This is a genomic window from Peribacillus sp. N1 (assembly GCF_054600815.1).
Genome location: NZ_BAAHZO010000001.1, coordinates 787,469 through 809,657, shown reverse-complemented (window position 1 = coordinate 809,657; position 22,189 = coordinate 787,469). Strand labels below are relative to the sequence as shown.

Below are 22,189 nucleotides of genomic sequence, written 5' to 3'. Positions count from 1 at the left end.
CGACTTGGCATGATATTTGCATCTAAATTCATTAAGAAAGGAGGGCCAAGATGAAGAATGGAGCACTCTTTATAAAAGTCGCTTTGTTATTTTGTTTCATGACAGGATGTTCTTTTATGAATGAGCAGCAGGAAATTTCTAAACCTGCTTCTACCTTGATTCAGAGTCAACTAACTTCTGAAGGACAGGATTTAAATAATAGGATGCTAATCATTGGGACTGGAGATATGACAGGTGTTTATTTTTCATTAGGACAAAGATTATCAAATATGTATGAAAAATATAATGGAGCTGTGTCAGGAACCCAGGTAACCGATGCTTCCATCGAAAATACTGAATTGGTTAGCCGCCATCGGGCAGAAATTGGTTTTACCACAGTGGATGTACTGGATTTGCCAGAGACGGATAAATCCAAGTTAAGAGCTTTAACGGCCCTATATTCCAATTATGTTCAAATTGTTACTGCTAAACAAAATGATATGGATTCCTTAGAAGATTTAGTTGGTAAACGCATTAGTGTGGGAACGGCAGGAAGCGGTACAAGACTTATTGCAGAGCGGGTATTGTTAGAATCTGATTTACCGACTGATCAATTGAATTTATCTTATCTTTCTTTTTCACAATCCGCAGAAGCATTACGAAATGGTACCATTGATGCGGCTTTCTTTTCTTCGGGAATTCCGAATAATGAAATCGCTTTCATATCCAAACAAATGGAGCTATCTTTCATTCCAATACCAGGAGACATCATTGAACGTCTTCAGAAACAATATGGAGTTTATACTCATGATGAAATTCCTAGAGATACATACAGGGGAATGAAGAAAAATGTCCAAACTATTTCAATTAAAAACGTCTTGGTAACCTACAAGGAAATGTCTGACCCTCATGCATACAATCTTGTGAAAACATTATATGAACATCTGCCTGAACTGCAGCATACACATCCGGCTGCTTCTGATATTTCAATAGAGGAAGCAACCAAACAAGTTCCACTCGATTTTCATCCAGGAGCCATGAATTATTTTACCGAACAAGGAATTATTGAAAATCAATGAAAAACGGGAGGCAATGACAATGAAAAAACTGATGAGTCTATTATCGATAATAGTATTGATCGCTCTTGCGGGTTGTGGTAACCCCACTCCTCAAAAACCGGGGGAATCCGTACAAACAAGTGCAGGGGAAAAAGGAGAGAAGAAAATTACGATAGCCGGTAATGGCGGTGTCATTGAAAGTGCCATCCGAGATGTGATTGCACCAAAGTTCAAAGAAGAAACGGGAATCACTGTTAATTATATTTCCGGTTTATCAGGTGAAATCCTATCCAAAGTGGAATTACAGAAAAACGCTCCGCAAATAGATGTTGCCCTTTTTGTACCGGTTGATGTAATTCGCGCTCAGGAGAAGGAACTGATCGTACCAATTGATGAGTCCAATGTTCCCAATATGAAATCGGTGGACCCGCGTTTCATTCCGGTTGAAAAGGCGGCCGCACCAGCATTCGGTTTAGTCATTGCACCAGCTTATAATACGGAAACCTTCAAAAAGAAAGGGTTAAAATCAATTGAATCCTGGAATGATCTTGTTTCTCCTGAGTACGAGGGTAAAACGGCATTTTCAGATATTACGAATGATTGGGGCTTCAATACCCTTAATGGTCTGGCGATATCAAACGGCGGCAGTACGGAAGATATGGAGCCGGGTCTAGAAAAGGCTAAAGATCTTGCAGCGTATTCCAATACATTTTATAAAAACTCAACGCAAATGATGCCAGCAATCCAACAAGGAGCTGCTGACGTAACGGTCATGGGAAGTTATTCCATAGGTGAACTAGCCGTTTCAGGCATTCCGATTAAGATGGCCGTGCCTAAAGAAGGCGTGCCGCTTCAAGCCTTCAGCGCAGGTCTAGTGAAAAATACGCCTAATAGCAAAGAAGCCCTTGAATTCATCAACTATGTAATCAGTGAAGAAGCTCAAGCATTAATTTCCGAAAAAGGATTTTATCCTACGGTAGAAGGCATGAAAATCCCAGAGAAATATGAAGAGTCAATCGGTCTTGAAGCAAGTGATAAAACATTCAAACCTGATTTCGCCAAGTTTGCCGAAATCCGTGCCGAGGTGTCAGACAGATGGGCGAAAGAGGTTACTCCTGAATTAGGGAAAAAACTCAAATAAAAGGAGCGTGTTGATCACATGGAAGTATTAAAAAAAGATGTGGAAATTAATAGGCAGCACCTGGAGGCAGTTCAGGGGTTCGGTTCAAATAAAAATGATGTAGAGATAAAAGGCGCGTTTAAACAATTTGGAGCGAATGTTGTCCTCAATGGCATTGACCTGGAGGTGAAACAAGGAGAGTTACTCACTCTTCTTGGGCCTTCCGGGTGCGGAAAGTCAACAACCTTGAACCTCATTGCAGGGTTCCTCGATGCAGATCGGGGCGAGGTTCATATTAAGGGCAATAATGTTACGAAGGTTCCGCCTTATAAGCGAGATTTAGGAATGGTTTTTCAAACTTATTCGCTTTTTCCTCATATGACTGTCTATGAAAATCTTAGTTTTGGCTTGAAGCTGCGCAAGGTCGGTAAAGCTGAGCAAAAAAAGAAAATAAGTAAAGCGCTTGAATTAGTGAAAATGTCAGGATTGGAAAATCGTTATCCACGGGAATTATCTGGAGGGCAGCGTCAGCGTGTTGCGATTTCCAGGGCACTTGTAGTTGAACCGGAGCTCCTTTTGCTTGACGAACCGCTTTCAAACCTTGATGCAAAGCTGCGCCATGAACTCAGGGCCGAGATAAAGCGTTTACAAAAGGAAATTGGCGTAACGACCATTTTTGTGACTCATGATCAAGAAGAAGCTCTTTCCATGTCTGATCGGGTCGTGGTCATGAATGCAGGGAAAATTGAACAAATCAGTACACCGACTGAGATTTACAATCATCCTAAGACAGAATTCGTCTTTCAATTCATCGGGAAATCGAATTGTTTTGAAGGGAATGTGTCTGCTGTGGATAAGCGGAAAGTTTCAGTCAAGATAGGGCCTGATATCACTCATGTTGATGCAAATAACATCATGGGAAATGATAGTGATTTGAAAACCGGGGATGAGGTGAAGCTTTATATTAGACCAGAAAAACTGCAAATTGTTTCTCTTGATGAAAAAACTACATCTCCTTTGGATTTCCACCGTGCTAAGATCAGCCAAATTAATTATCTTGGTACCTCATGGGAAATCAATGTTCTATTACAGGGGAAAAGTATTCAAGTATTGACTTCCGCTTTCGATTCATCATGGCAAAATGGAAGTGAGGTGTTGATTGGATGGAGCCCATCAGAAGTTATGCTAGTCAAGAAATAGAAAAGGATACGAATCCTATTGAGCCGCAAAAGAAACCTAAAATCAAGAAAAGGAAAGTATGGGTGCCAGGATTACTCCTTTTAACGCCTATTCTACTTTTCATATTCGGTTTCTTTGTCATCCCGATGTTATACATTTTATATTTAAGCTTCATATCCACAGATAATCTGGGAGGAGCGGAGGCAGTTTATAGCCTGAAAAACTATACACAATTATTTTCCGATAGCTATTACTTATCTTCTTTATGGCTGACAGTGAAGATCAGTTTATATTCGGTCTTGGTTGCTTTATTTCTTGGATATCCGGTAGCCTTGACGATGGCCAAAAGTTCAGCGCGGGTCAGAGGGTATATCACTCTCTTGATCGTGTCACCGCTCTTGGTAAGTATTGTTGTCCGTAATTTTGGCTGGTACCTCCTGCTATTGCCTAACGGAACGATTAATCAAACCTTGATGGCCCTTGGCATAATAGATGCACCATTGAAACTATTGTTTTCGGAAATCGGAGTTGTGATCGGGCTTTCCAATGCATATCTTCCTTTCATGATCTTATCCATCGTTGCGAGTCTTTATAATATCGATCCTTCTCTCGATAAGGCAGGAGCCATACTTGGGGCAAGCCCATTCAGAAGGTTCTTTTCGATTACATTGCCGCTAAGTATCCCTGGTATCGTATCTGGCTGCATTCTCGTATTCAGTTTGTCAATGAGTGCTTATGTAACCCCTGCACTGATGGGGGGAGCCAATGTGCCAGTGATGCCTGTTGTCATCTATGATCAAATAAATAACCTGCTGCATTGGACTTTCGGATCTGCACTTTCTTATATTCTATTAGCAACCACTGTCATATCAGTAGCCGTATTTACCAGAGCGTTTGAAAAAGGGAAATTCAAGGAGGTATTCCGATGATGAAAACGTTTGGCGGCCTGCGGATTGCTGTTGCCGTGTTGGCCATTATCTATATCTTGATACCGCTCATTGTCGTTATTCCCGCTTCTTTTACAAGTGCCAATTATCCAAGTTTTCCGGCTGAAGGCTTCTCACTTCAATGGTATGTCAAAATTTTGGAGCGTCCTGAATTTTTGGAAGCATTTTTGAACAGTGCGAAGTTCGCAGCATTAGCTGCCCTTTTCTCCGTCATATTCGGAACTTTGGGTGCCCTTGGCATTGCAAAGTATGATATACCTGGAAAATCGTATATTACGGCCCTATTAACTTCACCATTAAGTGTGCCGCAATTAGTCTTAGGGATTGCACTTTTAATGTACTTTACACCAATGATGCTTGCCGGTACGTCTACGGGGTTTTTAATTGCCCATATCGTCATTTGCATACCTTATGTTATGCGGCTCGTCTTAACCGGTTTAAGTGGATTTGATTACAATCTCGAACGGGCTGCTGCCATTCTAGGAGCGAATCCATTAACAGTATTCATGAAAGTGACTCTGCCGCTAATTGGATCCGCGGCCATCTCAGGGGGATTATTCGCATTTTTGACATCATTTGATAATGTAACGGTCTCTCTCTTTATGGTATCACCGGAAATGAGAACGCTGCCGATCGAGATTTTCTCGCAAATGCAGGATGCCTACAATCCAATCGTTGCATCCGTGTCAAGCGTGGTTATTTTCATATCAGTCCTTCTAATCGTAATACTTGAAAAAATTCAAGGTGTCGGGAAAGTTTTTGGCGGTTCCCATCATACAAACGGTTAAAAACGATATATAAGATGTGACAAACGATCATGCTTGCTAAGCTCTGATTTTTTTCGAAGAAAACTCAACTGTACGTTCCATTCAAATGATCGAAACACCTTTTGGCAGCCAATAGAGGTGCCGTTAGGACAGGGACAGAAGGATTAACCTGCTTTGCAATATGCTCCATACTATATTGTGAAAGCAAAATCACTTCTGTCTTTCCATCCAATTGTTCCACCATCTTTTTAACCCGATCATCATGTTCCTTTCTTTTTCCTTGTGATAATAAATGGATGATCCCTGGATCGACCAATGACTCGATCATACATTCCGGATTCTTATTTAATAAGTAATTTTGAAGGGCGATCGGTGTTTCTTTTACGGTTGAAACCAGGCCGATGCTAGTGTAGCGAAGTGCTTCATCAAGCATGGCTTCATCTGAACGAAATAACTTTACAGGATATAGAGGTTGTAAAATTGCAGTGATGTCATTAAAGGCGGAGCAAGTAAGTTGGATGCATGAAACGTCAGACCCATAGGCTATATTCACTAATGAAGAAAAGCGGCGGGTGATTTCCGGAGTTAACTTGCCGCTCTTTTCCATCAAGGGGAGAAGACCCGTGTCCATGAAATGAAGGAGTTCAATGTTCGGAGCAACTGTCCGAAAGGCCACTTCTATTGGTTTTAGTGCAGTAGTGGTTGCGTGAATCAATGCAATTTTCAAAAAAATAACCTCCTTTTTTTCATCATTATATCTAGCAGGATCATAAAATTCCATTATATTACATACAAATAGTTCTTTTCCAACTTACTATTAAGAAAGGAAGTGAAAAGCATGGAGAAAGAAGCCTTGGACGATCTTAGTCAGGTAATACCAGGTGACAGAATGTTCCTTGATTTGGCAGAAAGGTATTGTTATAGCTATGACGCTTCTTTTGGGGAATATTTACCTGAAATCGTTATACAGCCAAAAAATGCGGAGGAAATCAGTAAAGTGGTTAAATTGGCTAATACTCACAAAATACCTGTTTACCCTAGAGGATCTGGAACTTCGCTAAGTGGCGGCCCTTTACCTGTTAAAGGGGGGATGGTTCTTGATATGACCCTTTTACGGGATAAATTGATCATTGATCGGGAAAATATGCTTGCCATTGTCTCTCCAGGTGTAATTACGGCAAATATTCATAAAAAGGCTGAAGAAGCCGGCTTGTTCTATCCGCCGGATCCAAGCAGCTCCAATGTAGCCACTATAGGCGGGAATCTATTAGAAAACTCCAGCGGGCCAAAGGGATTGAAATACGGAACGACAAAAGAATATGTGATAGGCCTGGAGGTGGTAACCCCGACGGGAGAAATCATTCGTACTGGCGGAAAGACCGTAAAAAATGTAACAGGGTATGATTTGACCCGATTGATCGTGGGATCGGAAGGTACTTTGGGCATCGTTACTGAGGCAATCATCCGCTTAATACCAAAACCTCAATCTAAACAAACATTTGTCGCCCATTTCAATCATTTGATAGACTCTGGCCATGCCATTACCAGCATTTTATCGTCAGGAATTCTACCATCTGCACTGGAATTGATGGATAATGCTTGCATCCGTGCAGTTGAAAGCTATCGGCCTTCCGGTTTGCCTCTTCAGGCAGAAGCCATTTTGATCATAGAAATAGATGGTCACCCATTGGCGATTGAGGAAGAAATCAATAAATGCGCCAATATATGCAGGGCGGAAGGTGCTTCCTATGTCAAGATAGCGGAGACAGAGGAGGAACGACAAACGATTTGGAGTGCGCGTAAATTGGTCTCCCCGGCCATTACACAAATGGGTCCTACAAAAATTTCTGAAGACGCGACCGTTCCACGCAGTCAAATACCGGCGATGATGGAGAGATTAAACAATATCCGGGAGAAATACGGGTTGAACTTGGTTGTATTCGGCCATGCAGGAGATGGCAATTTACATCCTAACATCATTACTGATAAACGAAATATTACGGAAATGAAAAAAGTGGAGCTTGCAGTCAGTGAAATTTTTGAAGCAGCAATCGAACTAGGCGGAACCCTTTCCGGGGAACATGGCATCGGTACTTTAAAGTCACCATATATGGAAATGGAATTAGGAATAACAGGGGTGAATATGATGAAAAAAATAAAAGAAGCATGGGATCCCAATAATATCCTGAATCCAGGTAAGATTTTTCCTGATAAAGGCCAGACAAGGGTCGTGTTGGTTACATGAATCTACCTGTCAAAGCGAACGAGACAAATGCAGCGCTCCAAAATTTATATTCTAATGCCTATGATTGGACAAACCAATGCGTAAAATGCGGTTACTGTTTACCAGCATGTCCTACATATGAATCAATGGGTGTAGAATCCGCCTCTCCACGCGGTCGAATCAATCTAGTGAAAATGGCAGCCGAAGGAAAAATAGATTTCCAAAAAGATTTAGCTGAACCGATCGACCTATGCTTGGGCTGTCGTGCTTGTGAAACAGCATGTCCTGTCGGTGTGCCATACGGACATATACTGGAAGCGGCAAAAGAAGCCATTGAAAACTCCCCATCAGCAAACCAAAAAAATAATATGACCAAGATCAAAAAAATGGCATTGGTTCATCTTTTTCCATATCCAAAACGAATGAATAGGATTGGAAGTGCAGTACATCTCTATCAAAAAACAGGCTTATCCAAGCTTATCCGTTCAACAAATGTACTGCAAAAGGTTTCCCCTGCCCTTGCACATTTAGAACAAGCACTACCAGCCATCGAGCCGTCCTCCAAACGAATCCGGACAGGTATGATAATGCCAGCAAAAGGGGAAACGAAATTAAAGGTGGCTTTTTTTACTGGGTGTATCATGGATTCCATGATGTCACGAATAAACCGCCTTACCATTGAGTTGCTCACCTTAGCGGGTTGTGAGGTCATTCTCCCTGAAAATCAGAATTGCTGCGGTGCCCTGCATTCCCATCAAGGTGAAATAAAACAAGCGAAAGCGTTGGCAAAGAGGAATATCCAGGCCTTCATGAAAACAGATGCGGATGTCATTGTAAATAACGCAGGAGGCTGCGGCGCCACGCTTCTTGAATATGGACATCTATTGTCAGATGATCGCGAATGGGCTGGGGCGGCAAGGGTTTTTTCGGAAAAATCAAAAGATATCAGTCAAGTTCTTCATCAATTGGGGCCGCTTCCCTTTACTGAAGAATGGCAAGGCATCGTATCTTATCAAGATTCATGTCATTTACGCAATGTTCAAAAGGTCCAAAAGGAACCTCGTTTATTATTGCAATCCATACCAGGGGTTTCCTATGTGGAAATGGAAGGGTTTGACCGCTGCTGTGCATCAGGAGGAATTTACAATCTTCTCCACTTTGATGAATCCATGAAAATTCTTGATGAGAAAATGAAGAACTTAAAAGAAACCAAAGCAACAACCGTAGTGACGGTTAACCCTGGCTGCCAAATGCAAATGAACATTGGCATCCAGAGGGAGGGAGCGGCGAACCAAATGAAAAGTATGCACCTTGTTGAAATACTTGCCAAGGCTTGTGGCTTGGATTGAAAGGATGCTTAAACTTCATAGTAGGGATTACTTGTCAGTATTTTCTTCTCTTATGAGAAAATACTGACGTTTTTATGTTAGGAACTTGATCATTCTCCATTGATGATGTAAGGCGAAAAATGTCTTTGCAGATCAATATTGCAGCGCCATATATACGGATGGAAGATTGTAAGGAAGCTTTTTCTTTAAAACTATCGGTGCAGGTTAGTTTACAGTATGTTAGCTGTACGTTACATACTTATAAAAAATCCGTTCAATTTTCTGAACGGATGGAATCAAATAAGATGTTTTGGTAAATGAAATTAAATTCCTGTTTTTATGCCAAAACCAATTAATATTAAGCCTGTTGATTTTTGGAATGCTTTTTGGAATTTGGAGTTGTTCATCCATTTTTTTGCATAATCAATTAGATAAACAAGAAATAGAAACCACAATACAGCGAGTAAGGTTAATATGAAAGCTAATATAATCAATTGCTGGTTTACATTTCCGTTCAAATTGATAAATTGCGGCATGATTGTAATATAAACTAAAACGGTCTTTGGATTAAGAATATTATTAAGTAATGCTTGCATAAAGGAATCTTTATTATGCCGATTTGAATGCTTTGCAGGTGTATTTGCTTGTGCTTGAATTTCCTTTAAAGAAAAGACGCTTTTAGAAAAAAAACTTTTTATTCCTAAATAAATTAAATAGGCGGCTCCCAAATATTTGATTGCACTGAAAAGAATCACAGACTTTGCAATCACAACAGATAGTCCAAGGATTGCAATAAGCGTCCAAAAAGAAAGTCCCGTTGCCATTCCGAGAACCGTATACCGTCCCGCTTTTGTACCATGGCTAAGCGTGTTTTTCACTAAGAGCATAGTATCTGCTCCTGGTATAATAACCATCATTGCAACAATTGATATGTATGTAAGTAAGCTATCCATACTATTTCTCCCTTACTTCTTATTAGTTGCTACTTAAGTAACTACTTATGTAAGTATATTAGATGAAAATGGAAAGCGTCAACAGATTTTGTTAAAATATTAGTTACAAAGGTAGCGACTAAGGTTGTTTTGGAGGGATTATGAAAGAAAACATTTTAGAAACATTAAAAAATCTAAACTTTACCGAATATGAAGCGAAAGCATATCTTACCTTATTGGAAGAATCGCCATTAACAGGCTATGCAGTCGCAAAAAACTCCGGTGTACCACGTTCAAGAATATATGAAATTCTGGACAGTCTCGCAATAAGAGGAGATATTCTGGTTAGTCCTGGAAACACACCTCAATATACGCCTGTACCTGCAAAGGAGCTAATAAAAAACCGTCGGATAAAAGCAGAAGAGAATTTTGAACGGGCAGAAAAATCATTAGCGGAGTTTGAACGTTCTGCAAATGACCGTGAAAATATATGGAATATCATGGGGCGCAATGAAATACTCGATAAGGTAAAAGCTTGTATATTATCTGCTAAAAAAAGAATACTTTTAGAGATATGGGAAGACGAATTCGAAGAATTAGAGTATGAACTGAGACAGGCAGCAAATAAAGGAGTCAATGTAACAATTATTGCCTATGGGGAAATCGTCTGTGATTTTGCTAATGTTTACCTCCATTATATGGGCTATGCAATTACAGAAGAGTATGGCGGACGATGGCTTGTTATCAGTGGAGATGATTCAGAAGTAGTAGCAGGCATTGTTTCGCTTGGCAAAGATAGCCGTGCAGCATGGACCATGCATGTAGGATTAGTGATGCCCATTACAGAAGTTATGATCCATGATTTGTATCTGATGGAAATCATGGAGAAGCATAGAGAACTATTAGAAGGAAGTTTTGGTGAAAACCTCGCCGATTTACGTAAAAAGTTTTCTATCCATCCAGATTATAAAAAACATTACGTGGACTAGATTTGTGCTATTAATATCTGCATACTTCATAGTCAACTATAGGGGCATGAATCCAGGCAGGATTTATGCCTTTTACTGTTGAAGCTACTTATTGAGCTATAGGTGCAGGTAAGTTTGTAGAAGCAAAGCATCGCACCCCCGGCACCCGGCTGATTGAGGATACAACAGATGAATAACAAATTTAACTATATTAAAATATAGAAAAGGGTATAATAAGGAATGTAATAAACCATTCCTGGTAATGGGATTATTGTAGTATCGGATTAACATTTTTGATATCCGGATTACTAAGACAGAAGGAGAAATGATTCATTTGAACAACAAAGAAACAAAGGGTATCGAGTTACCTGCCAACTATGAGGAATTAAAAAAATCTGCCAATCGCAAATCTAATTGGAGAGAACGTTTAGATGCGATCGAAGAATTAGGTCAGTCAAAAAATAAACAAGTAATCGACATTCTCACAAATATCATGAGTAATGATTCTGTATATAAAGTTCAAGAGGCCGCCTACCGTCAATTGAAAAGTTTAGGTGAAAATGTTCAATTGCCAGCAAGGAAAAAAGGCGAGTTGGTTAAAGGTTTGACCAAAATCTTAGTCAGGATCAAGAAGAGTTTACCAGAAAATCACACATATACTGAATTCAAAGAGAAACTCCAGAAGATGAGAATGGATATATATGATACATATGAGGGTGAAAAAGGAGCTGACTTTGATAAATGGCTTGAAAATACGTGGTCAGCTTTATCGAAAAGATAAAAGTATAAACAAATAAGCAATAGTTGAAAAAGGAGCAAAGTTTTTGCTCCTTTTTCTTATGTGTAAAACAAAGTTTTAGCTATAGTATGCTAATATATTTAAAAGAGGAAGTATTTGGCTGTTTGCTTTAATTTGAAAACCGATAAATACATACGAATTCAGGGGAGAAAAGATGACAGATTATATTGAACTTTGGAAACAGGCGATGGCAGATCATACAGGAAACATACCTAACAGGCTAAAGGATGATGCTGCAGAAGAAGCTTTTTGGGCTTCCAAGGTTGCAGCGAAAAAACAACATAAAGCTGACCCTTATGCAAAACTTGTGCAGCAAGAGTTATTGGCATTATTAAAACAGGATGATCATGTATTGGAAATCGGACCTGGATGGGGTAATTATACATTTGAAATTGCAAAAGAAGTCAGGAAGCTAACTTGTATAGATAGTTCCAAAAGCATTATTAATTTTTTGGAATCCCAGGCGAACGAAAAAGGTTTCGAAAACATGGAGTTGATTCATGATAAGTGGGAAAGTGAGACAAAAAAAGTCAAATATGATGTAGTATTTGGTTTTAACTGTTATTACCGTATGACAGAAATCGGTCAAACCTTATTAAAAATGAATGATTCTGCAGCTCGATTAGTGATAGTAGGTATGACAACCGGACCAGAAAAACCTCATTATATGGAATTGAAGAAACGAGGATATACGATCAATTTAAGAAAACGGGATTACATACACATCTTGAATGTTTTGTATCAACTTGGAATACTGGCGGACTGTAAGATCGTTAAATTGAAAAGTAAAAAAATCTATTCCACCTATGAAGAAGTGATCCGAGATAATACAACAAAAATTCTTGATGATCATTTTTCTTATGATGAAGTAAAAACGATCCTAAATAAATATGTGGTGGAAAAAGAGGGAGTTTTCGAATACGAATATCCGTTTCATGCAGCTTTGATGTATTGGAATCCAAGGTTAAATTAACAATTTGAGTACCTTTTTCACTGAGTTCTTTACCTTCTTTTTGAGGTACTTCAGGAAAAAGGTATTTTTTCTGTTGGATATTCGCAAAATAATATTAACAAGGCTACAAAAATTGATGATAAAACGGAGTGTGAATGATAAATGAAAGAAATATCCGAAAAGAGATTTTGTGAAACTTGTAAAAAAGAGACAGTTCATACAGTAACTGAAGATGCATTGGAAATAGAATATTCATGTAATGTGTGCGGTCAGCACCAAGACATTTTCAAGACATTTTTTTAGAAACACCGAATTTCACATGAAATGGTCAGTAAATTGAAGAAGTATTCATTTCATTTGCGAAAACTATCTAATCTTTGTGAGTTCCAGGAGCATTAAACTAAAATGCCGTAAGTCTCAGTCTAGTGTTCTAAGAATTTAAAAATACATACTATGGATATTCAGAAAAATAGAACTTTTTTTCAGTGAATCGTTGTAAATCTTAAAGCTCGAGGACTCATGGTAGAAGGATTACTTTCATCATTCCAAAAGAAATGTTTTTACTATGGAAGGATTCCCTTTTATCATGTGAAAATGTGCTTGATGTTTTAAGAAAGGATCAAAGATTTAAATTTTCTATAATTTCTTTCTACGGCACGCAATATGTGATATATTGCATATTATATATCTGTATTTTAAGGAGGGATAGCCGTTGAAGCATACAAATTCATCTCAAAAAATAAAACGTACTTCTGTACGTGAAGAAGCATACATGATCTTGCGGGATTGGATTGTGCAGGGAATCCTAACGCCAGGCCAGCAATTACGCGATAAAGAATTAGCCGAGCAGTTGGGAGTAAGCAGAACCCCAATAAGAGAAGCACTATTAAGGCTTGAGGATGAGGGATTTGTCGAGACCAAGCCGAGCCGTTCAACTATTGTTTCCCCTATTAGATTCGATGGGGTATTAGACATATACTCCATTGTTTGGACACTGGAAAAGCTGGCTATGGAACAGGCTTTTGATTTCATTGAAGAAAAACACTTAATAGAAATGGAAGCCATCAATCATGAAGTGAAAAAAGCAATCGACGAAGGAAATCAAATAGTCGCCGTTCAGAAAGATAATGACTTTCATTCCATTTACATCAATCTTTCTACAAATGATGAATTGAAGCGGATTCTATCGGGACTTAAACAAAAACTTATACGAATGGAACTGTTTTATTTCAATCAGGTAAGTGATGTTCACTTTTCCGTTGATGAGCATGCACAGATTATACAGGCATTAAGGAATGAAAATCTCACTATGGTGCTTAAGGTGATAGAAAAGAATTGGAAAGAAAGTTATTTAAGAATTCAAGCCCATACGGAACGTGTAAAAAGCGGGGTAGAAAAAAATGAGTAATGATACTTTAGTTGCTATATCACCTTCAAGAAACAAAGGGATTGCACTAGTACTGACTGGCGCTGCGTTATGGGGAGTGTCAGGGACGGCAGCTCAATATCTGTTTCAGCAGCAAGGTTTCAGTCCTGAGTGGCTCACTGTTGTACGCTTGTTGCTATCTGGAATCATCTTATTGGGTGTCGCTTATAAGAATGAAAGGCTGAAAGTTTTTGAGATTTGGAGAACCAAAAAAGAGGCGCTTCATATTATCCTTTTTGCCATTCTGGGAATGCTCGCTGTTCAATACACATATTTTGCAGCGATTGAACATGGCAACGCAGCCACTGCCACTGTCCTTCAATATTTGGCACCGGCCCTGATCACTTGTTATTTAGCCATTCGCTCCAAACGTTTTCCAAGCATTACAGTGAGTGTAGCTGTGATCATAGCGATTTTAGGCACCTTTTTGCTTGTGACGGGAGGAAGCATACGTACATTATCCATTTCCGGGTGGGCAGTATTTTGGGGAGTAACATCAGCCTTTGCATTGGCATTCTATACATTGCAGCCGTATAAACTCCTTTCTAGATGGGGAGCGATGATTGTTGTGGGATGGGGCATGTTGATTGGAGGCATATGCTTTAGCATCATCCATCCCCCATGGGCATTTGAAGGCAATTGGACGTTACCTTCATTTTCAGCGGTTTTATTCATCATCATTTTTGGTACGATCATTGCTTTTTATTTTTATTTGGAAAGTACCAAATTCATCTCGGCTGCTGAGGTAAGTTTATTTGCTTCGGTTGAACCATTATCCGCAACCTTAATATCCGTTTTCTGGCTGAATGTAACATTTGGCTTTGCCGAGTGGCTTGGCACGCTTTGCATTATTAGCACCATTACGATTTTATCGATCGTAAAAAACAAGTAATGTCAGATCTAATTAAACTAGGCGAAAAAAATTAATAATCCACCGTGTGAGTGGATGAAGCACGAACATATATTTCTTAAAAAAGCAATTACACTTCATGTGAATTGCTTTTTTTGTATTTTACGAGTATTACGCAACATTTGGCTATTCAAAGGCCGTTATCGAAGAAAAGGAATCTTCAGCAATAAATGGGACGCAGGCTGAGGTCATTCAACAACTGAAAATGGACCTATTTGAATTGTATAGAGATCCTGGACTTAATGTTAAACCGGCTCAACTAGAAAAGCGCGGTGGAGCGTATTACAGCGAAGCGGCCTGCAGTCTCATCAATTCGATTTACAATGATAAGCGGGATATTCAGCCAGTCAATATACGCAATTACGGGGCGATAGCGAGTATTCCAGATGAATCAGCCAATGAATCTGGTCACCAAAGAAGGGCCAAGACCAATCAGCATTGGCGATCTGCCAGTAGCAGTCCGGGATTGGTCCAGCAAATTAATTCTTTTGAAAGGATCGCTGCTGAAGCTGTCACAGGAGATTATCATAAAGCTTTAGTGGCGATGACCATAAATCCTATAGTACCATCAGACACCATTGCCAAAAAATACTGGATGAAATGCTCGAAGCGCATAAAGGAGACCTGCTGAAATTTTAATGAAGTGAAATCATGACTTAAATCAACACTTATGGCTTTTGGACCAAAATAGATCACTCCCTGTTAGATTCTGATCCGGTAGTGATCTATTTTATTAAGGATTCATTCTATCTGCACTACTGATTTCCCAAGTGAGTCATTATATTAAGATTCATGGACAGTAACTATCTCCCAATAAAATTAATGGGACAATTGTGCAAACGTTCTAGCAAGGGCCTTCATATACTAGCCTTAACGGAGACATTACATCAAAGATAAAGAGGAGATTAAAATGAATAATAAGAATGGGATGCAAGACGAAAGCCGAACGTTTAACGGCGGAGATATCTGGGACCAAATTGGTCTCAGGGAAATTAAGGCACTCAAGCATAAAGTCCTTCATGAAGGGATTAGCAAATATCAGGATATCAATGTAGTGGAAGCTAAAGATATAAGAATGTATCTCAATGAACAACTGCAGTTCTCATCATTGGATGAACGCATCTATCATGAGGCACTCGTTCATCCTGCGATGGCTCTGTCTAAAAAACGGACACGCGTCTTAATTTTAGGGGGAGGAGATGGACTAGCCCTTCGAGAAGTCCTCAAGTACAGTGATGTCAAACGTGTTGATCTTGTTGACATCGATTCGGAAATCATTAAAGTAGCAAAGAAAGTTCGCAAGATTGTAGAGCTTAACGAGGGATCATTCCTTGATAAACGTGTAAAAGTTCATATCCAGGACGCCCAGAAATACGTTTCGTCAAATACTCGCAAATATAATGTGATCATTGTGGATTTCCCGGACCCAGCAAATGAAATCTTAGCCAAATTATACACAAAAGAGCTTTTTAGCCATCTATACAGTTTCCTTGCAGATGAAGGCGTACTCGTCTGTCAATCCAATTCACCGGATGATGCCCCGCTCGTTTATTGGAGTATAGGACAGACAATCGGGAGTGTTGGGTTCGATGTCATGAGTTACCACACAATCGTTCCATCTTTTGGTGACTGGGGCTTTCATATAGCTGCAAAGAAATTCAGGACGAAACGCATGGATAAACTTTCAATTAATGTCCCCTATGGAACTCTTCCAAAAGATTTATCTTCTTTGTTTCAATTTAAGAATTATCACTTTTATGGGCGTATCTATGCCAAAGTAAATACACTTGATCAACTCACACTTCATAGCTTTTATCAGCAGGAAATGGATAATTGAAATCTATTTTAGGGATTCGCCAACTTTTATTTATTATGTTGGCGATATTTTTTGAATAATTTTAAAGATATCTCCAAATGTTATACATACTCCCGTAAGTAAATAAATGACTTAATTATTTGTGATTTTGCGGATTTTTAAAAAGGTTGTCCAACCGCAATCACTCATACATGCATAAACTGTAATAATTAAATAGTAATGGAGTGTGCCACACTTATGGATATAAGTGATTTGGGCCCATTGATTGATAGAGAAGGGGGAACAAACATTGGAAACTAAAGGATTCCATGTCATTATTGATGCGTTTAACTGTAAATCTAGTATTCTTGATGACGCAAAGGAACTAGAAAAACAATTGAATCATACAGCAGAGCGGTTGGAAATGATTGTCTTGAATCGCAGCTTTCATAAATTTGAACCATATGGTGTTACAGGAACGCTAATACTATCCACCTCACATATGTCCATTCATACATGGCCAGAGAAGAATTATGCTGCCATTGATATTTATACTTGCGGAAAAAAGAATCCATTTCATGAGATACAAAATATTCTACAATATTTAGGTGCTGAATACGCAGTCGTATATAATGTTTCCAGAGGAGCGGAGTATATGGCAGAGCAGTCTGTCCGCATAATCCGAAATGAAAAAAACTAGTCACAAACCGTGAAAAACCTCACCAGCTCAAAAGTAATATTAGTGTTGGAACGGATTATAACGAATCCCTTGTTGTGATTATTTCAAGCGAGGGGAGAGGGTGAATGTTTTTCCCTTTCCCAAATACATAAAAATGTTTGCGGCGATAGGCGTAAACTGCAGGAAACTTGTTGTATTCATGTACTAGTAATCTATCTACTAGAGTGAACTCCATCATGATAAATGGCAACGACTTATAAAATAAAGTTGCTGCCATTAAAGGTCTTATTTTATTAGGGAGGACTTGGAATTCCTTCTAAGATATTGTTATTTGGAAAGCTTTCCTACCCCTACTAACAAATTTAATAAAATCATTACGAAACATTGAGATTGAGTTTTAGAAGGGTTTATCGTATATCTATATAATGCTGCAGTACCTTTGACGGGAAGAATTTGAGGGGCAATGGTCGTAAGGATACAATAATGGCAGGGGGCATAGTTAAATTCTGTTGTGCTTGCTTTAAACAGTTGTACATTGCTTTACCGCCAACTGAATTGGCAGAGTGAATAGTAATGCGATTGGCAAATAGTTTTTCTTTGACCATCTTTTGAACAAGCATAAAACCATTCCTGGTTTTATTTAATAAGTCATGGTCCAAAGAGAGATGTTCAATATCAAAGTTTTGCAATAGCTCTATACATTCGTCAATAGTCTCGACTAACACATAGCCATCGGGTGCTTTCCGATAGTCATCCAGAAAAACGCTGATTTTCTCCATTTAATGCACTCCTTTCCTAATACATGTGTGACTAAGAAAAGTCAATTAAACCCAAGAAAATATGGTTTTATCTATTAAGTCTAACACAACAAAGTAAGAAGGGGGCATATTCGACGTTAAAGACTAATATACGACAGGTTTCCAATAAAAAACTTATTGTCCAACTCCAGCTAAATATCCTTTGTTAAATATGGTACAAAACATCTAAAAGTTAATGGTTGTAATAATTTGGGTAAAAGGTAATATCTTGACTAAAAGGAGAAGTGATATGTTACATCCAGACGAGATTTACCTTGTACTTAGGGACAAAACGCTGCTGTTGGAGTTAAAGGAACAAATTAATGACTATCATATTTCCTACTTATCAATGATTAATGATCAGCTTATATTGATTGATGATGCACTAAAAGAATGTAACGTTGATTACTACACTATGTCAAAAGGATAAAAACAACATTTACTTATATAGGGGATCAATTTTTTAACTATAATAAAACCAGCTTAGCGCCCTCTGAGAAAGGCGCTTTTTTAATGTCAAATTTAATTGGTCACCTAAAAAGATCAGGTATACCGCCATGTTCTGGTTAGTTATATCGCGAGCGGACGCTTATTTATCACCTTCAGCATTACGTTGATGGTCTTTTTCATTTTGATAAGCAGCAATTTTGGCGTCATCTCCAATGCTTTCAAGTGTAGCCGTGGCCATCTGTTCTCTAATGCGAAGGATATGGGCATCCATTAATTGCTTGGCTTTGTCCGCTTCTTTTAGTGCGATAGAATGGTAGATTTCTTTATGTTCTTGAAGCGTTTCTTGAAAATGACCCGGTTTTGCGAAACGATGTCGCCTGGTGGCACGGATAGTATCTTTCATTTGATCACTAAGGGTATGGACCAATCCAGCAAATATGGAATTGTTTGTGGCTTGTGCGATACTATAGTGGAAATGTAAATCTGCTCGCAAACCTAATTCTTCATCATGTTCCGACCGTGCCATTTCTTCTAGAGCTTTAAGGATATTTTGTAAATCAAGAGAGTTTGCTCTCTGTGCAGCAAGAAAAGCACATTCGGTTTCAATTACTCGACGGACTTCAAGCATTTCATAGACCATGTTGTCTTCAGCTTTGATGATTGAGGTGGATAGCTGTTCGATCAGTGACTGAACATCAGATTTTCTGATAAATGTCCCATCACCTGGTCTGACCTCAATGACTCCGTTAATTTCCAATACTCGAAGGGCCTCTCTGATTGATGTTCGACTCACTTTAAAACGGTTGGACAACTCCCGTTCAGGGGGTAATTTATCTCCTGGTTTCAATTCACCGCTAATAAAAGATTCCCTAATTTGATTGAAGATGATTTCGTACACTTTTGGGGATTTAATTGGTATAGAATCCATTACTTCCTTCACATCCTTCAACATCAACCCTAAAATCATGTTGGTACGACTAATAGTCGAATAATTTTAACAAGCATTCTTTTATGAATCAAGGGGAAGCGCAATTTTATAACAAAACAAATAATTATTTTAAAAAATCAAACATTAAAATTGGTTAGACCAATAATAGATATAGTTTCAGTCATTCTCGTTCATTTGGAAATTACAGGTGATTTCATTTTGCTAATACGGGTGGGGAACCATCTATAATCACTAACATTATAAGCATTTGTGCATGGAGAATTCTAATAAAAGGATAATTGTTGAAAAAGTCAAAAAATTTAGTATAATGAAAATTGGTTAGACCAATTATGTAATGATAAAGAATGGTTCGACATGGACCATTCATAAATGGAAGCGATATCAATTTAAGTTAGTAAGGAGGGGGAAACCATTTATTAATACAATACTAATTCTTGGTATGGAGCGACCAAAACTTTTAATAGGACAAAAATAGAGGTCATAGCAGAAAGAAGGAGAATTGAATGGAAGCGGCTAGTGTAAATTTGATTAAAGCTTTAAAGGAAGTTCTTTCGGAAAATCAAGTGACAGAAAACCAGACTGTGAGAGAATTACACGGAAGAGATGAGTCATATCATGCTGTAAGTCTTCCTGATATTGTTGTATTTCCAGAAACAACACAGCAAGTAAGTGAAATTGTGAAATTAGCAAATATGTTCAAAATCCCGATGGTTCCTTTTGGTTTGGGATCAAGCCTCGAGGGGCATGTCATACCTTACCATCAAGGCATAACCATTGATTTTTCACTAATGAATAAAATCCTTGAAGTGCGTGAAAACGATTTTCTCGTTAAGGTTCAGCCTGGCGTAACGCGATCGCAACTAAACAAAGAACTGAAAAAATACGGTTTGTTTTTTTCAGTGGATCCGGGTGCTGATGCAACTCTTGGCGGAATGGCTGCAACAAATGCCAGTGGAACGACATCAGTTAAATATGGTGTGATGCGTGACCAAGTCCGCGATCTTGAAGTGGTTCTTGCAGATGGTTCCATTATTCATACTGGCAATTTGGCCGCTAAATCTTCATCTGGTTACCATCTAAACGGTCTTTTTGTTGGATCTGAGGGAACGCTAGGCTGCTTTACGGAATTGACGTTGAGAGTTTACGGAATTCCTGAACACGTTATGGCGGCAAGAGCATCATTTCCGGAATTGACCAATGCGGTAGAAGCTGTTGTTTCCATTTTGCAGTCAGGTGTTCCAATCGCAAGGGTGGAGCTTGTCGATGAACCATCAATGAAGCAGGTTAACCTCTATAGTGATACAAGCTATAACGAAGCGCCTACACTATTTTTGGAGTTTCATGGTAATGAAGCAGGTTTGAAGCAAGATGTAGAGTTCACTAAAGAAATAGTAGCAGAACATAATTGTCTCGATATTGAATTTGAGACAGATAATGCTGCCAGGAACCGCCTATGGGAAGCTCGCCATAATCTTGCCTATGCTTATATTCAAGGCAATCCTGGAAAAAAACTGATGGTGACTGATGTCTGCCTTCCGATTTCAGAGCTATCTGGTGCAATTCACCATGCAAGGGAAGCTGTTGATTTACTAGGCCTTACCGGTGGGATCGTCGGCCATGTAGGCGATGGTAACTATCACGTGCTCTTAATGATCGATAACAAAAATCAGGAAGAATTTAAAAGAGCTGAACAGCTAAATGAACAAATTGTCCTATATGCCCTTGAGCGTAAGGGAACATGCACTGGTGAACATGGAGTTGGGGTCGGTAAACAAAAATATCAGAAAAAAGAACATGGGAACTCTCTGTTTGTGATGGAAAAAATTAAAGAAGCCCTTGATCCAGATAATTTATTAAATCCTAGTAAAATATTCATGCAAGAAAGAGTGTGATGAAATGAAAGTATTGGAAGCATTCAGTGCATTAGCAGGCAAATATTTTGCTGTCTGGGTTATCTTAATTTCCGTCATTGCCTTTATTTTTCCAGAGCCATTTTTGGGATTGGGGGGATATATTACAATATTGCTTGGCGTTGTAATGTTTGGTATGGGGCTTACATTGAAGGCCGTTGATTTTAAAATCATCATTACTAAACCACTGCCCGTGATAATTGGGGTTTGCGCCCAGTTTATCATCATGCCATCTGTGGCATTCCTTATTGCGAAACTCATGAATTTACCAGCAGAATTAGCTGCAGGACTGGTTTTGCTCGGATGTGTACCAGGCGGAACAGCCTCTAACGTTATGGTTTATCTGGCAAAAGGCAATGTACCTTTGTCGATAGCTATGACTTCGGTATCAACTTTACTGGCTCCAATCATGACGCCACTGCTTCTGCTTTTGCTCGCAGGACAATGGATGCCTGTTGATTTTTTTGATATGTTTAAGTCCATTATCCAAGTCATCCTTCTTCCGATTGTTTTAGGTTTGGCCATTAAGCGGTTTTTCCCTGTAATAGTTGAAAAAAGCTTAACCGTTTTACCGCTTATTTCGGTAGCAGCTATCATTACGATTGTAAGCGCAGTAGTCTCAGGCAATGCAACTAGCATTGCTGCATCCGGGTTCCTAATTTTCACTGCCGTAATGCTTCACAACGGATTTGGGCTGCTGTTCGGTTACTTAGCAGCGAAAGTGCTTGGACTTGATGAAGTGAATAGAAGAGCAATTTCGATTGAGGTAGGCATGCAGAACTCAGGGTTGGGCGTTGCGCTTGCTACTGCACATTTCGGTCCTCTAGCGGCACTTCCAAGTGTCCTGGCTGCTGCATGGCACAACATATCCGGACCAATTCTCGCGACTTACTGGTCTAAAAAGTCTGCTGACGACAGTAGTATAGAGGAAGCGCCAGTTCATCCGGTAGAGAACAAACTTTAATTATATTTAAGTTAAAAAAGATCCTATGCTTCCAGCTGGGATTTTTTTTGCTGCTG

22 protein-coding genes are annotated in these 22,189 nt (G+C 39.0%); 18 read left to right on the top strand and 4 right to left on the bottom strand.

Annotated features, from left to right (window positions below; genetic code table 11):
• The first annotated feature begins 50 nt into the window (after positions 1–50).
• From ACYP5M_RS03835 to ACYP5M_RS03815, 5 genes are read left to right on the top strand one after another with little or no spacing between them, the layout of a single operon-like run.
• Positions 51–1,058, top strand: a complete 1,008-nt coding sequence (locus ACYP5M_RS03835) for a TAXI family TRAP transporter solute-binding subunit (RefSeq protein WP_260357689.1) — start codon at positions 51–53, stop codon at positions 1,056–1,058.
• Between the two features lie 19 nt (positions 1,059–1,077).
• Positions 1,078–2,178 carry an ABC transporter substrate-binding protein gene (locus ACYP5M_RS03830; RefSeq protein WP_101222183.1) on the top strand — a complete coding sequence of 367 codons (1,101 nt, stop codon included), beginning with the start codon at positions 1,078–1,080 and terminating at the stop codon, positions 2,176–2,178.
• An 18-nt stretch (positions 2,179–2,196) separates the two neighbouring features.
• A complete protein-coding gene (locus ACYP5M_RS03825; protein WP_459734675.1) occupies positions 2,197–3,357 on the top strand; it encodes an ABC transporter ATP-binding protein in 1,161 nt (386 codons plus the stop codon).
• Positions 3,321–4,265, top strand: a complete 945-nt coding sequence (locus ACYP5M_RS03820; RefSeq protein ID WP_260357687.1) for an ABC transporter permease — start codon at positions 3,321–3,323, stop codon at positions 4,263–4,265. Before ACYP5M_RS03825 ends, ACYP5M_RS03820 begins: the two co-directional genes overlap by 37 nt.
• Positions 4,265–5,071, top strand: a complete 807-nt coding sequence (locus tag ACYP5M_RS03815; RefSeq protein WP_434169668.1) for an ABC transporter permease — start codon at positions 4,265–4,267, stop codon at positions 5,069–5,071. Before ACYP5M_RS03820 ends, ACYP5M_RS03815 begins: the two co-directional genes overlap by 1 nt.
• A 64-nt stretch (positions 5,072–5,135) precedes the next feature.
• Here ACYP5M_RS03815 and ACYP5M_RS03810 read toward each other — a convergent pair whose 3' ends face one another.
• Positions 5,136–5,777, bottom strand: coding sequence for a hypothetical protein (locus ACYP5M_RS03810; RefSeq protein WP_452444982.1), 642 nt, complete (start codon positions 5,775–5,777; stop codon positions 5,136–5,138).
• A gap of 111 nt (positions 5,778–5,888) precedes the next feature.
• Here ACYP5M_RS03810 and ACYP5M_RS03805 point away from each other — a divergent pair, with 111 nt between their 5' ends.
• Both ACYP5M_RS03805 and ACYP5M_RS03800 read left to right on the top strand, forming a co-directional pair.
• Entirely contained in the window at positions 5,889–7,295 is a 1,407-nt protein-coding gene (locus ACYP5M_RS03805) for an FAD-binding oxidoreductase (RefSeq protein WP_434166948.1), read from the top strand.
• The gene (locus ACYP5M_RS03800; RefSeq protein WP_434166947.1) at positions 7,292–8,623 is read left to right on the top strand and encodes a (Fe-S)-binding protein; all 1,332 of its coding nucleotides are present in this window, start codon (positions 7,292–7,294) and stop codon (positions 8,621–8,623) included. The genes ACYP5M_RS03805 and ACYP5M_RS03800 overlap by 4 nt, the downstream gene beginning before the upstream one ends.
• Before the next feature lie 302 nt (positions 8,624–8,925).
• On the opposite strand, the gene ACYP5M_RS03795 is transcribed toward ACYP5M_RS03800, so the two are convergent.
• A complete protein-coding gene (locus tag ACYP5M_RS03795) occupies positions 8,926–9,555 on the bottom strand; it encodes a homoserine/threonine efflux transporter (protein WP_434166946.1) in 630 nt (209 codons plus the stop codon).
• 140 nt (positions 9,556–9,695) lie between these two features.
• Between ACYP5M_RS03795 and ACYP5M_RS03790 the strand changes: the two genes are divergently transcribed.
• The 8 genes from ACYP5M_RS03790 to speD all read left to right on the top strand — a co-directional run bounded on the left by ACYP5M_RS03790 (position 9,696) and on the right by speD (position 17,084).
• The gene (locus ACYP5M_RS03790; protein WP_459734674.1) at positions 9,696–10,523 is read left to right on the top strand and encodes a TrmB family transcriptional regulator; all 828 of its coding nucleotides are present in this window, start codon (positions 9,696–9,698) and stop codon (positions 10,521–10,523) included.
• A gap of 304 nt (positions 10,524–10,827) precedes the next feature.
• Positions 10,828–11,283 (top strand): HEAT repeat domain-containing protein, encoded by a 456-nt coding sequence (locus tag ACYP5M_RS03785; RefSeq protein WP_101222175.1) that lies wholly within the window; start codon positions 10,828–10,830, stop codon positions 11,281–11,283.
• 172 nt (positions 11,284–11,455) lie between these two features.
• Complete coding sequence (locus tag ACYP5M_RS03780; RefSeq protein ID WP_459734673.1) at positions 11,456–12,274, top strand: class I SAM-dependent methyltransferase; 819 nt, start codon at positions 11,456–11,458, stop codon at positions 12,272–12,274.
• 691 nt (positions 12,275–12,965) lie between these two features.
• Positions 12,966–13,661 carry a GntR family transcriptional regulator gene (locus ACYP5M_RS03775; RefSeq protein WP_434169586.1) on the top strand — a complete coding sequence of 232 codons (696 nt, stop codon included), beginning with the start codon at positions 12,966–12,968 and terminating at the stop codon, positions 13,659–13,661.
• Positions 13,654–14,571, top strand: coding sequence for a DMT family transporter (locus tag ACYP5M_RS03770; RefSeq protein ID WP_459734672.1), 918 nt, complete (start codon positions 13,654–13,656; stop codon positions 14,569–14,571). The genes ACYP5M_RS03775 and ACYP5M_RS03770 overlap by 8 nt, the downstream gene beginning before the upstream one ends.
• 103 nt (positions 14,572–14,674) lie before the next feature.
• The gene (locus ACYP5M_RS03765) at positions 14,675–15,220 is read left to right on the top strand and encodes a family 4 glycosyl hydrolase (RefSeq protein WP_459734897.1); all 546 of its coding nucleotides are present in this window, start codon (positions 14,675–14,677) and stop codon (positions 15,218–15,220) included.
• Between the two features lie 279 nt (positions 15,221–15,499).
• Positions 15,500–16,426, top strand: coding sequence for a spermine/spermidine synthase domain-containing protein (locus tag ACYP5M_RS03760; RefSeq protein WP_434169584.1), 927 nt, complete (start codon positions 15,500–15,502; stop codon positions 16,424–16,426).
• Positions 16,427–16,694: 268 nt separating this feature from the next.
• Complete coding sequence (gene speD / locus ACYP5M_RS03755) at positions 16,695–17,084, top strand: adenosylmethionine decarboxylase (protein ID WP_157830986.1); 390 nt, start codon at positions 16,695–16,697, stop codon at positions 17,082–17,084.
• 386 nt (positions 17,085–17,470) lie between these two features.
• Here the strand turns inward: speD and ACYP5M_RS03750 are convergent, their stop codons facing one another.
• Complete coding sequence (locus ACYP5M_RS03750) at positions 17,471–17,842, bottom strand: cyclic-phosphate processing receiver domain-containing protein (RefSeq protein WP_096339513.1); 372 nt, start codon at positions 17,840–17,842, stop codon at positions 17,471–17,473.
• Between the two features lie 268 nt (positions 17,843–18,110).
• On the opposite strand from ACYP5M_RS03750, the gene ACYP5M_RS03745 reads away from it, so the two are divergent.
• On the top strand, positions 18,111–18,290 hold the full coding sequence (locus tag ACYP5M_RS03745) for a hypothetical protein (protein ID WP_101222167.1): 180 nt from the start codon (positions 18,111–18,113) through the stop codon (positions 18,288–18,290).
• Positions 18,291–18,449: 159 nt separating this feature from the next.
• On the opposite strand, the gene ACYP5M_RS03740 is transcribed toward ACYP5M_RS03745, so the two are convergent.
• On the bottom strand, positions 18,450–19,238 hold the full coding sequence (locus ACYP5M_RS03740; protein ID WP_459734671.1) for a FadR/GntR family transcriptional regulator: 789 nt from the start codon (positions 19,236–19,238) through the stop codon (positions 18,450–18,452).
• 524 nt (positions 19,239–19,762) lie between these two features.
• Here ACYP5M_RS03740 and ACYP5M_RS03735 point away from each other — a divergent pair.
• Both ACYP5M_RS03735 and ACYP5M_RS03730 read left to right on the top strand, forming a co-directional pair.
• The gene (locus tag ACYP5M_RS03735) at positions 19,763–21,151 is read left to right on the top strand and encodes an FAD-binding oxidoreductase (protein WP_101222165.1); all 1,389 of its coding nucleotides are present in this window, start codon (positions 19,763–19,765) and stop codon (positions 21,149–21,151) included.
• A 4-nt stretch (positions 21,152–21,155) separates the two neighbouring features.
• Entirely contained in the window at positions 21,156–22,133 is a 978-nt protein-coding gene (locus ACYP5M_RS03730; protein WP_101222164.1) for a bile acid:sodium symporter family protein, read from the top strand.
• The last annotated feature ends 56 nt before the right edge of the window (positions 22,134–22,189 follow it).